This is a genomic window from Aquimarina hainanensis, assembly GCF_042684685.1.
GTDB classification, from domain to species: domain Bacteria; phylum Bacteroidota; class Bacteroidia; order Flavobacteriales; family Flavobacteriaceae; genus Aquimarina; species Aquimarina hainanensis.
On sequence record NZ_JBHULX010000039.1, the window covers coordinates 345,837 to 358,497 of the forward strand.

11 protein-coding genes are annotated in these 12,661 nt (G+C 33.3%); 10 read left to right on the forward strand and 1 reads right to left on the reverse strand.

All coding sequences use genetic code 11. The features are described 5' to 3' along the window. Positions 1 to 65: 65 nt before the first annotated feature. Positions 66 to 2,006, reverse strand: coding sequence for a hypothetical protein (locus tag ACFSTE_RS17510; protein ID WP_378254683.1), 1,941 nt, complete (start codon positions 2,004 to 2,006; stop codon positions 66 to 68). Between the two features lie 456 nt (positions 2,007 to 2,462). On the opposite strand from ACFSTE_RS17510, the gene ACFSTE_RS17515 reads away from it, so the two are divergent. The 10 genes from ACFSTE_RS17515 (at position 2,463) to ACFSTE_RS17560 (ending at position 12,660) form a co-directional block, all read left to right on the forward strand. Further along, complete coding sequence (locus tag ACFSTE_RS17515) at positions 2,463 to 3,623, forward strand: glycosyltransferase family 4 protein (protein ID WP_378254685.1); 1,161 nt, start codon at positions 2,463 to 2,465, stop codon at positions 3,621 to 3,623. Positions 3,624 to 3,646: 23 nt separating this feature from the next. Continuing rightward, on the forward strand, positions 3,647 to 4,678 hold the full coding sequence (locus tag ACFSTE_RS17520) for a sugar-transfer associated ATP-grasp domain-containing protein (RefSeq protein ID WP_176030368.1): 1,032 nt from the start codon (positions 3,647 to 3,649) through the stop codon (positions 4,676 to 4,678). Between the two features lie 62 nt (positions 4,679 to 4,740). Continuing rightward, entirely contained in the window at positions 4,741 to 6,000 is a 1,260-nt protein-coding gene (locus tag ACFSTE_RS17525; RefSeq protein WP_378298309.1) for a CoF synthetase, read from the forward strand. Positions 6,001 to 6,173: 173 nt separating this feature from the next. Further along, a complete protein-coding gene (locus ACFSTE_RS17530) occupies positions 6,174 to 6,788 on the forward strand; it encodes a sugar transferase (protein WP_378254688.1) in 615 nt (204 codons plus the stop codon). Then, on the forward strand, positions 6,766 to 7,362 hold the full coding sequence (locus ACFSTE_RS17535) for a formyltransferase family protein (RefSeq protein ID WP_378254690.1): 597 nt from the start codon (positions 6,766 to 6,768) through the stop codon (positions 7,360 to 7,362). Before ACFSTE_RS17530 ends, ACFSTE_RS17535 begins: the two co-directional genes overlap by 23 nt. Before the next feature lie 9 nt (positions 7,363 to 7,371). Continuing rightward, positions 7,372 to 8,469, forward strand: a complete 1,098-nt coding sequence (locus tag ACFSTE_RS17540; RefSeq protein ID WP_378254692.1) for a hypothetical protein — start codon at positions 7,372 to 7,374, stop codon at positions 8,467 to 8,469. Between the two features lie 42 nt (positions 8,470 to 8,511). After that, positions 8,512 to 10,008 carry an AMP-binding protein gene (locus ACFSTE_RS17545; RefSeq protein ID WP_378254693.1) on the forward strand — a complete coding sequence of 499 codons (1,497 nt, stop codon included), beginning with the start codon at positions 8,512 to 8,514 and terminating at the stop codon, positions 10,006 to 10,008. 22 nt (positions 10,009 to 10,030) lie between these two features. Further along, positions 10,031 to 10,273, forward strand: coding sequence for an acyl carrier protein (locus tag ACFSTE_RS17550; protein ID WP_176030362.1), 243 nt, complete (start codon positions 10,031 to 10,033; stop codon positions 10,271 to 10,273). A gap of 24 nt (positions 10,274 to 10,297) precedes the next feature. After that, entirely contained in the window at positions 10,298 to 10,909 is a 612-nt protein-coding gene (locus ACFSTE_RS17555; RefSeq protein ID WP_176030361.1) for a sugar transferase, read from the forward strand. 5 nt (positions 10,910 to 10,914) lie between these two features. Continuing rightward, positions 10,915 to 12,660: a NeuD/PglB/VioB family sugar acetyltransferase gene (locus ACFSTE_RS17560; RefSeq protein WP_176030360.1), complete on the forward strand. Its 1,746-nt coding sequence runs from the start codon at positions 10,915 to 10,917 to the stop codon at positions 12,658 to 12,660. Position 12,661 lies beyond the last annotated feature (1 nt).

Genomic DNA, 12,661 nt, shown 5'->3' on the forward strand with positions numbered 1-12,661 from the left:
TTAATGATTTTTTAAGTCTTCAATGTACTAACATAAATTGAAGCTTGTTATATAGAGGGGTTCGATTATTGTACGCAGGTATTGTTAGAGATAAGTACTTCTCCATCATTAGTCGTTGATTGTACGATAATACATTCTTTAGTAGGATCTATATTGATATGATTGTCCTTGATGCCAATACTGAGATTGGTGTTTTTTAAATGAATTCCATCTCTGTTAGTATCGATTCTATTCTTGGATAATTCAATACTCTTAGAGTCGTATATTTCAAAACTCTGAAAGAAGTGATTATCAATCACATCGATATTGTGCGACATAGTGATAAGGTTATGAACAGGAGATCGGGTAGTGTTTTTAGTTACTGTTACTTTCCAGTTCTGTGCTTCTGGCTCAAGATTGACACTGGCAAATTTTATAGGATTGGACGTAACGGTAATATCATTGTCCCTAAGTGTAATATTATTTACACTCGTCATAAAAACAAATATCCCTCGACTGTCCTTTCTGGAACTGTTTAGTGTATTAGAATAGATCTCAGAATTTTCTAGTTGACTAGGGAAGATAGCCGTAGTAAAATCAGTAATTACATTTTTATATACTTTGGTATCTCTGTTTTTGACATTAATACCTACATTATATCCGATAATTTCATTCTCAGAGATATCGTTATTATAGATTGTCTCACTATTGGCAGTTCTTCCTGCAAGAATTGCTGTCCCTTCAGTTTTATCAGACCCAACAGCTGTAATTTTATTTTTTCTGATTTTTATTCCATTTCCAAAAGAATACCCTATCGAATTTTCAGTTTGGTTTCCTTCAATAAGAATATCGTATCCGATAAAAACAAGAAACGCTCCTTTTCTTCCTCCTCTTTCTATGTTATTGACAATCTGGATGTCTCTAGCCATTTCATCATAAATTAGTTCTCCATCATCACCTCTTTCCCGTTCTGCTTCAATATCAATTCCAAATCCGGGAGCTATTCCTGTAGAATGTGCTGTATTAATACTGGCATTTAGAAATTGATTGTTTTCAATTCTGATATCCCTACCATCACTGACGGTTAGGTTGTTTCTTCTGTTACTATCGAGAATACAGTTTTTAATAATAATATTATTAGAAGGTTTGTAACCTTCTGGTGTGTGGGTAAAACCGATACTATTAATATCGATTCCATCTCCCGCACCATTTACAGCGCGTACTCCATCAATAACAACATTAACAGCAGATCTTAATGCCAGTACATGTCCCCATTCATGAGTTCCTCCACCGGCATAATTATGTTCATCTCTATCTCCGTATAGATTTCCTCCTTTAATAGTAATATTCTCAGCATCGTGTACTGCTAATAAACTGTATTTAGAACTGCTATTAGGAAAAGTACGTATATGCGTATCATTACTCATAATCAAAGTAAAGTTGGAAGGCACATTAATTGCTTCCAAAGTCGGATAATAATTTCCTTCTACATACTCCTCCGCAATATAAAAATAGGCATCCATAGCACCTATAGAAAAACTTTCAGCTTTAAGTGCCTGTGCCATTTCAAAATTATCTTCCAGGATTTTTTTATTTCTCAGTGCGTTTTCTTGGGTAGTTTTTCCTTGCACAATCTCCCATCTCGAAGGAAGAAATTGATAAGCTGGATTTTTTAGTTTGGTAGAGCCTTCTATTTTCAATTTAGAATTTAGAAGTCTTCCGTCAATATAACCGCCGTTAAATTTTAAGGTTCCGTTAGTAATAATACCTCCATCAAAATCAAATTTAAAATTCTCAGGAAGTTCAATTGTTTTTCCGTCTAGGTCTAAAATACAATCAATAACCATCACTCCATTAACAGGTAGGTCTCCATTTAAGTTAAACTTACATGGAGCATCAGAGATAGGTTCTTCGACACCTGGAGGGGGAACAACAACAGGATCTTCTATGACTTCATTGTCGCTGCTGCACGCAAGAAAGAAAAAACAGCAACATAGAATCAGGGAATAGGTTTTGGTAGTTTTCATTAGTAATATATTTAATAGATTTAAGGTGCTAATAAATAACGTGATTATTTGGTATATATTATATTATTACGTGTTAAAATTAAGTTAAAGTTAACATTTAACTAATTGTAAATCAGTAAGTTAATTATTGTTAATTTATATAAACTTTATGGTTTTTCCTTAATAGGTAATAATACCTGTTTGAGAATCAAATATTTAATAATATAGGAGAAGGAGCTTTTTTGATTACGGTTTTGTAATAAAAATTAACAAGAAAATACAAAAGGTAAAAATCAAAATAGCAAAGAAAATAAAATCATCTTTTTTTTATGCATTTTTATAAGAAAAATGGTTTTTGTTTTTCAGAATTATCTTTGGAGAATATCAACAGGATTTCCATATAAATATGAAAATTAAGATATATCTTTGTCGTATCACAAAAACATCATATTTCACACAATAACGATTTAAAACACAGTGAAAAAAATTATAAGGGTAACAACTGTTCCTTTGTCTTTAGGGGGATTACTAAAAGGGCAGTTAAAATTCATGTCTCAGTATTTTGATATAAAAGGAATATCGAGTTCAGGTGGGGATAAGCTTCAAAAGGTTTCAGAAGAAGAACAAATACCAGTCATTGGGGTAGAAATGACCAGAAAAATTACCCCATTACAGGATTTAAAGGCGGTTTATCAATTGTATAAAATTTTCAGGAAAGAAAAACCTGATATTGTACATAGCCATACTCCAAAAGCAGGGACTTTGTCAATGATCGCTGCAAAATTAGCAGGAGTACCGATACGGTTACACACCATTGCAGGGCTCCCTTTATTGGTAGCTACTGGAAGTAAAAGAAAATTGCTGGATAGAGTAGAGAAAATTACGTATCGCTGTGCAAGCAAAATATACCCAAACTCTTATGGCTTAAAGGATATTATAGAACAGAATAAGTATACAAAACCAAACAAGTTAAAAGTAATTGGAAAAGGTAGTTCTAATGGGATTGATACTGCTCATTTTGATCCTGCTATATATACTGAAAACGAGAAAGATGCTTTTAGAAAAGATTTAGGAATTACTCCTTCGGATTTTGTTTTTCTGTTTGTAGGACGTTTAGTAACAGATAAAGGAATTAATGAATTAATTCATGCATTCCGAAAAATAAATGAAGAGAATGATTCAGTGAAACTTCTGTTGGTAGGTCCTTTTGAAAAAGAGTTGGATCCGGTAACAAAAGAAACCGAAGACGAAATTGAGACCAATAAGAATATTATATCTCTAGGGTGGCAGGATGATGTCAGACCTTATTTCGCAATAGCTAATGTACTTACATTTCCTAGTTATAGAGAAGGATTTCCTAATGTGGTGATGCAATCAGGGGCTATGGGACTACCGAGTATTGTTACTGATATTAATGGGTGTAATGAGATCGTAAAAGAGGGGGTAAATGGCATGATTATTCCTGTAAAAGACGCCAATTCTCTACACGATAAAATGAAAGAAATATTGACAAATGGTATTTTGTATACCCGTCTGGCTAAAAATGCCAGAGCAGTAATCGTCAAAGATTATGAAAGACAATTTATATGGGATTCATTACTGGAAGAGTATACGAAGCTTTTGGAACAACAACATTAATTTTTTTTAAGTAGCGCTTCGTAATGAAACAGCGAATTTCAGTTTTTTTAAATGATAAGGAAAGAAAACCTATCTTAAAAATAATAAAGGAAGCTATTGTCTTTTGGTTTGTAAAAAAAGAACTTCCTTTTTTCTATTTCGGAAAATTTTTATATCGAAAAAATGTAACAAACTATACCGATTATCTCAGTAGCAAAGAGGTGGATGAAATAACTTTATCTAAGAAGATGCATCAATATCAGTATGCTTCGATTCTTAGAAATAAATTGTCATTTGCTGTGTATATGGAATATAATGGATTACCAGTTCCAAAACTCATAGGATATAATCTAAACAATACATTTTTTTATAAAAAAAAGGGAGTGTCTGTTACTGATACAAAAGAGTTGCATTCTTTTTTTAGTACCTTGTTTGAAACAGAAATGAAGGATGAGATTTTTATAAAATCTATCAAAGACATGGGAGGGAATGGTTGTTTTTTGGTTCGGAAAGATACCTTGAAAAAACAGCTGGAAAAGTATGGAGATTATCTATTGTCTAATGATTGTATTTATCAGGAAGTAGTCATACAGCATGACGATATAAATAAAATTTATCCGCATAGTATCAATACACTTCGATTTGATTCGTATATTGATAAAAAAGGAACCATTCATATTTTATCCGCTTTTATGCGATTTGGAGCAGGAGGTAGTGTAATCGATAATGGAAGTTCGGGAGGGTATTATCTTTCGGTAAATATGGAAAAAGGAGTACTGTCAGGAGAAACCCATCAATTGATGAAATATGGAGGGAATAAGTTAAAAGCCCATCCGGATACAGAAGTGGTATTTGACGAATATAAAATACCTTTTTTTGAAGAAGCATGCGAATTGATAAAAAAAGCAGTTATTTATATTCCAGACCGGATTATAGGATGGGATATAGCAATTAGTAACAAAGGTCCTGTTATTATAGAAGGAAATGATAACAATTCTTTTATTACACCGGATATTGCTTATGGAGGATACTTAAAACATCCTTTGTTTAAGGAAATTATGAACGAGGTAAAATAGTGATATAGAATTACGCCCTAATGAGAAATGCAGAACTATTAAGACGGAACTTTTTTTGGTTTATGGATAAAGTAAAAAAAGGTAAGGTCAAAAATCATTATCAAGATATAAAATACATTATAGAGAACCCGTTACACCCTAAAGTAATGGCAAAAAAAGATGATAGCTTGATCAATATTCTAGACCATGCAGTTCATAGTACTGATTTTTACAAAAAATACAGGGAATACTCATCTATACACGATTTTCCGATTATCGATAAAAATATAATCAGAGACCAATTTAATAGTTTTCAGGCAGCATCCTATATAGGTGAACCCAAGCAGGAGGTGTTTACCAGTGGATCAACAGGGACTCCATTTAGGTTGTTCCATGATATGTCTAAAAGAGATAGAAATACAGCTGATAATATTTACTTTTCTGAAAGAGGTGGTTATACCCTGGGAAATGAATTGACCTATTTTAGGTTATGGAAGACATATGGTAAAAAGTCATTTCTAACCAATAAAATTAAAAATATCATTCCGGTTGATGTTTTTAGTTTAAAAGAAAATCATGTTATAGAAGACATTCTGGACAAACTGAGAAAAAATAAATCAACGATGAGTTGGTTAGGGTATGTGTCTGCTATAGAAAAGATTTGTAGGTATATGGATGAAAAAAACAGTAGTCCGTTACCTGGTAAGCTGGTTTCTGTTATTACGATCTCAGAAAAGTTAAATGATTATACCAGAGATGCTATGAAGAAATATTTCGGGATTAATCCGATATCGAGATATTCTAATACAGAAAATGGAATCATAGCGCAGGAAATTCATACTGAAGAAGATGGTTTTATCATCAATACAGCCAGTTATTACGTAGAAATACTCGATATAGAAACTAATACTCCTGTAGAAAATGGAGCTATAGGAAAAATTGTGGTGACAGACCTTTATAATTACTGCATGCCGGTTATACGATATGATACAGGAGATATAGGAGCTAAACATATGATTGATGGAAAAGAAATCTTATGTCGTATAGAAGGTAGAAAGATGGACGTACTTACGGATACAAAAGGAGAAGCTATATACTCTAATATTATGTATGTAGCGAATCATTACCAGGAGCTGAAACAATGTCAGTTGATTCAAAAAGATCATGGCGTTTATCTTTTTAAAATTAATATTGAAGGAGTTTTTCAGAGAGAAGTAGAATTTATCAAAAAATACAGAGACTTTTTAGGAGCTGATGCGACCATATCTGTAGAGTATGTAGATGAAATTCCTCTTCTGGATTCTGGTAAGCGGCGTTTTATGGTTAATGAGATGAAAAACTAATAGTTTTTTCTGCACTGTAGGAAAAAACATAGAAATATCTTACTTTAAAAAAGTAAAAAAAGGGTATTTTTCCCCTTACAAGGAATATTTCAATGTCTTATTTTTGATGTATCTTAAAGGAGTGAAATAAGACATTATTTTTATCAAATGGAATACTTTTTAATAACAGATTAGTGTATAAATTTTATGTAAAAAGGGGGATTGATTTTGTTTTTGCATTCGTACTTATCCTGTTGTTATTTCCTGTTTTTTTAGTTGTATTTATATTATTGTCTATAGCTAATAAAGGCTATCCTTTTTTTGTTCAGAGACGACCGGGAAAAGGAGAGAAGATCTTTAGTATTATAAAGTTCAGGACAATGAATAATAAAAAAGATGCGGAAGGCAACCTGCTTCCGGATAAAGACAGGCTGACAACTATAGGTAAGTTCGTAAGAAAAACCTCATTAGACGAAATCCCACAACTATTTAATGTGTTAAAAGGCGATATGAGTTTTATAGGACCAAGACCCCTGTTGATTCGGTATTTGCCGTATTATCACGAAAACGAAAGAAAAAGGCATGCAGTATTACCGGGAATAACAGGTCTGGCACAAGTTTCAGGAAGAAATGTGTTAGCCTGGGATAAAAGACTGGCGTTAGATGTAACCTATGTAGAGAACATCTCTTTTTTATTGGATGTGAAAATAATAATAAGTACCGTGGTTAAGGTAATTGCATCAAAAGATGTAGTAGTAGACCCTAATTCGGTAATAGTAGATTTAGATGAGTACAGAAAAGAAAATTAATTGGGCGATTTTAGTGACAGGTTGGGGTAGAAATGCCAAAGATACATTAGAAGCTTTTGATAATAAGAAATTCGATAAAAGTAAAATAAGACTTGTTGTTTATCAGGAAGAACCATGTGGAGCTGCTGAAAAAGCCAGAGAGATGGGGGTGGAAACACTACAGTTGGTTAGAAAAGAATTTGACAGTGCAGTAGCCTACCAAGAGAAGCTGATTCAGGTGTTAAAGGAGCGGGAAATTGATTTTATTTTTATGCTTAATTATAAGTATATTATTAGAGAGGCAATGCTAAAAGCATTTCCGGATAGAATACTCAATATCCACCCGTCTCTTTTTCCTAGCTTTTTGGGAACTAAAACAGCCATTCAGGATGCGTTGGCATATGGAGTAAAAATAACAGGAATTACTACTCATATAATTGATGATAAGGTAGATGAAGGGAAAATATTATGTCAGAAAGCCATTGAGGTAAAAGAAGGGGACACTTTTGATACCTTATATCCAAAGTTTGCCAAGCAGGGAAGAAAAATTATTATTAAAACAATTCAAGAAATCGAACGATCACATATTTTGTAAATTAAACCAATGGGGGAAGATCTGGAAATAATTCCAATAACAAAATCAACGTTAAGAGAAGCTGTAAAATCAAATAAATTCTGGAACGATGAAGTAGCACCTTTACCGAAAAGTAAAGCGACTTGGTTGCTACAGAACAATCGAATTGAAGAAGATGATTATTGCGGTATTATAGCTGTAGAAAAAGGAAAAATAATGGCTTACATCCTATTATTTCCTGATTTGATTAATACAGTAGAAAAAACAGTAGAGAAAGTATATTGGATGCTATTGTGGTGGGTGCATAAAAAATATAAGGATACAGTATTAGGAACGTATTTTTATAGAGAAGCTTTAGGGTTGACTAAAAGCAGGGTCATTATCAAATCATTTGCAGAAGAAGTCAATGAGTTTTATAAAAAACAACCTTTTGATGTTTTGTTAGCCAGAGAGCGATTTACACTTTTTTTTAGTGTAGAACCCTCTATTCTCGTTGGGAGATTTCCGAAGTTAACACCGTTTAAACCGGTGTTAAAAGTACTTGATAAAACAGTCGCTTTCTTAGTAAGGAATAAAAATAACTGGGGAATTAAAAAAAGAACTGCTATATTATCTTATGAATACCCTCAATCCATTGACGATAAACTCTGGGCGTTTATAGCGCCTTTGTGCAAGGATGATCTGATTCTGAAGACGCAAGAGTATGTTAATTGGCAATTAGATCATAAACAATATACACAGGTAAACCCAGGAGATACGTTTCCTTATAAGTCATTACTCGCAGGATTGAGTAGTAAGGTGTATATAACCAATGTTGCGGTGAAGGAAGGTGAAAAAATTATTGGTTTTTTCTCTTATGTGGTTAATAATAAAGAGTTTAATGTAAAATACTTTTTGGTAGAAGAAGAAAAGAAATTAGCAGTTATTGTAGATGCACTAATGGAGCATTTTATAAAAGAAAAAACCAGTTTTATATTTACAGATGATGCCATCCTGGCTAAAAAAATCACTGAAAAGTACTCAGCAATATTTGTTTACAAAAAAATTAAGAAAGCTTTAGCACATAAAACGCTTTCTTTGACGTTAGGGCATTTGAGTTTTCATAACAGAGATGGACATTTCTTTTAAAAAGAGAGAGTTTAGAGGTAAAGTTTATAATTAATAGAATTGATGAATTACATAACCAACTTATATAAAGTTATTACATCCAGTCGGGAGGATACGGCATTTTGTATTAAGGATACTTTTTATAGCTATAAGCAATTAGGGAAAGAGATAGCCAGGATTCGAAATGTAATTAATGATACCATTCCTGAAAATGATAAACTTATAGGGTTGGTTACGAATGATGATATATATACATATGCCAGTATATTGGCACTTTGGTTTGAAGGGAAAGCCTATGTTCCGGTAAATCCTTTGACGCCGAAGGAGCGAAATGTTCACGTTTTTGAATTGACGAATTCTATATATGTGTTAGATTCTTCAGAAAAAAGTATCTATGAAGATTCTTTTACTGTAATTACTACAGCTACTCTTCAGAATAACGGAAGTGCATCCAAGCCAAAACCAGTAAATAAAGAGGATATTGCTTATATCCTTTTTACATCAGGGACTACAGGAGTGCCAAAAGGAGTGCCTATAACATTTCATAATGTCGAGAGTTTGGTGAATGCAGTTGATGCAGATTCAGAGTTTAATTTAGTTTCTTCAGATCGATGTCTTCAAATGTTTGAATTGACATTTGATTTCTCGGTAGTGACCTACTTGTTTCCTTTGCTTAAAGGAGCAAGTATATATACGATACCTTCTAATGCTATTAAATATTTACAGGTTTTCAGGTTGATGGAGACATATAAATTAACAGTACTGACAATGGTTCCCTCTATCATTAATTATTTGCGACCATATTATAGTGAGATCATAGCTCCCGAAGTACGATATTGTAGTTTTGGAGGAGGAGCATTGCATGCAGATATTGCAGCAGAATGGAGTGAGTGTATTTCCAATGCGCGGATATTTAATTATTATGGTCCGACAGAATTTACTGTGTATAGTGGGTATTACCCTTATGATGCGGTATCAGCTACCAAAGCCCATAATGGAATTATTTCCATTGGTAGAGAATTAGCAGGAGTACGATATATGATTGTCGATGCAGATAATAATGAGGTAGCTGTAGGAGAAACAGGAGAACTCTGTTTAATAGGAGATCAATTAACTGCAGGATATTGGAAAAATAAAGAACGAAATGAAGTTTCTTTTTTTAATTTTGATGAAAAAGGAAAGCAGTTACGTGCTTATAAGACAGGAGATTTGTGTTTTGTGGATGAAGAAGGAGATTTTATGTATGTAGGGCGTGCTGATTTTCAGGTAAAAATACGAGGATATCGTGTAGAACTGGCAGAAATAGAATATCATGCTAAAACGGTGGTTCAGAAAAAAGTCAATATAGTAGCATTGGACATTACCAATTCATTGGGAAATGCAGAATTAGGGCTGGCAATCGAGTCAGAAGTGTTTGAACTCGATGCAATGATAGCTTATATGAAGAAAAAAATGCCCCCGTATATGATTCCGACGCATTATAAGTTTGTAGACGAATTTCCGCATAGTATTAATGGCAAAATAAATAGAAAAGAACTTAGAACATTTTTTACACAATAAAATACACAAAAAATATAGATTCATGACAGTAGAAAATATATTAACCGGCATTAAAGAATCGTTTGTTATTATTTTGGAACACGATGATTTTGAATTGACAACAGAGACCGTTGCGGATGATGTAGAAGGATGGGAGTCGATTACCCATATGATGTTAATAGGAGAAGTAGAGAAAAAATTCAACGTTAAGTTTAAATTAATGGACTTGATGAAAATGGAAAATGTAGGAGATCTCGTAGCAGCTATAAAAAAAGAATTAAACTAATAATATTATATATCTGTACATAAAATGTATCGTTTAGTTTTTAAGAGATTACTTGATTTTTTAGCCGCATTTTTTGGGCTGTTGATTTTGTCACCGGTTTTGATAATAGTCATCATCGTTTTATTGTTCTCGAATAAAGGAAAACCTTTTTTCTTTCAAACCAGACCTGGTAAAGATGGAAAGCTCTTTAGGATTATCAAGTTAAAATCCATGAATGATAAAAAAGATGCCAATGGGGAATTATTACCATATAAAGATCGAATTACTAAAACAGGAGCATTTGTTCGTAAGTATTCGTTGGATGAAATTCCGCAGCTGATTAATGTATTGAAGGGCGATATGAGTTTAATAGGTCCGAGGCCTTTATTAGAGCAATACCTTCCGTTATACAATGAACGGCAGAAAAAAAGACATTTGGTGCGCCCAGGGATAACAGGATGGGCACAGGTAAATGGGCGAAATGCAATCAGCTGGTCTCAAAAATTTGAATACGATGTCTGGTATGTAGAAAACCTAAGCCTCTTATTAGATATTAGAATAATATTCAAAACCATTAAGAAGGTTTTGATAAAGGAAGGAGTGAATAATCAAGAAAATCTAAACATGCCGGTATTTACAGGTAATGATAACGAATAATCGAGATGGAAAAAGTTTTAATTATTGGAGCCTCCGGACATGGTAAAGTGATAGCAGAAGCTATAGAACTGGAAGATAAGTATGAAATATACGGGTTTATAGATTCATATAAACCAAAGGGACAGAAGATTATGGGATATGATATTCTTGGTTCGGAGAATATCATACCAGCTCTAATGAAAAAAGGAATTACCAAGGGAATTATTTCTATTGGCGATAACTGGATTCGGTATAAGTTGTATAAAAAAGTCTTGGAAGTCGCTCCTGATTTTGAATTTATAACAGTGATTCATCCATCGGCAATTGTAAGCGAAAAAACCAATATTGGTAGAGGAACCGTAATTCTGGCTTCAGGTACAGTCAATGCCGATGCCGTAGTCGGAGAGTTTTGTATCATTAATACGAATGCCAATTTCGGTCATGATGGAATTATGGAAGATTTCTCGAGCTTGGCTCCCGGGGTAACCACGGGAGGAACTGTTATTATAGGTGAGTTTACAGCAATTTCTATTGCAGTGACGATTCTACAGAACACAACTATAGGGGCTCATACTGTAATAGGAGCAGGAGCTGTTGTAACAAAAGATATACGAAGAAACGTGGTAGCATATGGAATTCCTGCAAAAAAAGTTAGAGAAAGAGAAAACGGAGATGGATATCTCGGAAAATCTACTCAAAAGTTAACCTTCAGTTGTTATACAATTGATTCAGAAAAAGCATTAAAAAAGTATAAAAAGATATTGAATTCAGTAGGAAACGAAAACCCCTTTTATACCTTAGAATATATAGGGATTACCGGGATGCGGGAGCATCGCCTGAGTTATTTTGTACTAGAGCGAAATTCGAGACCTATTGTCGTTATGCCATTTTACCTGAGAGATATAAAAGAAACAGACGGAAAATATAAAGATGTTGTTTCTCCTTATGGTTATGGAGGTCCTTTGCTGGATATTGAACATGTAGAATGTAAAGATCTGGAATATTTCTGGAGAGAGGTAGATGCATGGTATAAAAAAGAAAATATTGTAAGTGAGTTTATTCGGTTTAGCCTCAATAATAACCACTGTCGTTATAATGGCGAATTAATCCCTACATTAACCAATGTAAAAGGAGAAATCGTAGATGAAGAAACTCAATGGAGCCAGTTCAAAGCCAAAGTCAGAAACAATTATAGAAAAGCAACTCAGCAATCCCTGACATTAAAAGTATATAGCAACCCGATCTCACCAGCTATAATCAAAGACTTTTATGATATCTATATCAGTACAATGCAGCGAAATAATGCCGACTCATTGTATTATCACAAAATAGATTACTTTATCGATTTCATAAAAAACAATCCTAAGAATGCTATTATAGGAATGGTATATAAAGATGATAAACCAATTTCTACAGAATTGATTTTGGTGAATGATAATACATTGTACTCATACCTGGGAGGAACTTTATCAGATTACTTTTATACACGCCCTAATGATTTTCTAAAAATAGAGGTTATGAACTGGGCGAGAAAACACCATTATAAATATTATATTCTGGGAGGAGGAAGGTCTGATGGGGATAGTTTGTATAAGTATAAAAAATCATTCTTTCCTAATGATCAGGACGTTACTTACTATACAGGAAGAAAGATTATTAATCCGGAGCAGTATATGAAACTTGTGTTACAGAAGTGTAATATGACAGAGAATATGACCTGTGAGACAGATATTAAGAAAGGTTTTTTTCCATTGTATAGATTAGAGAGTTAAG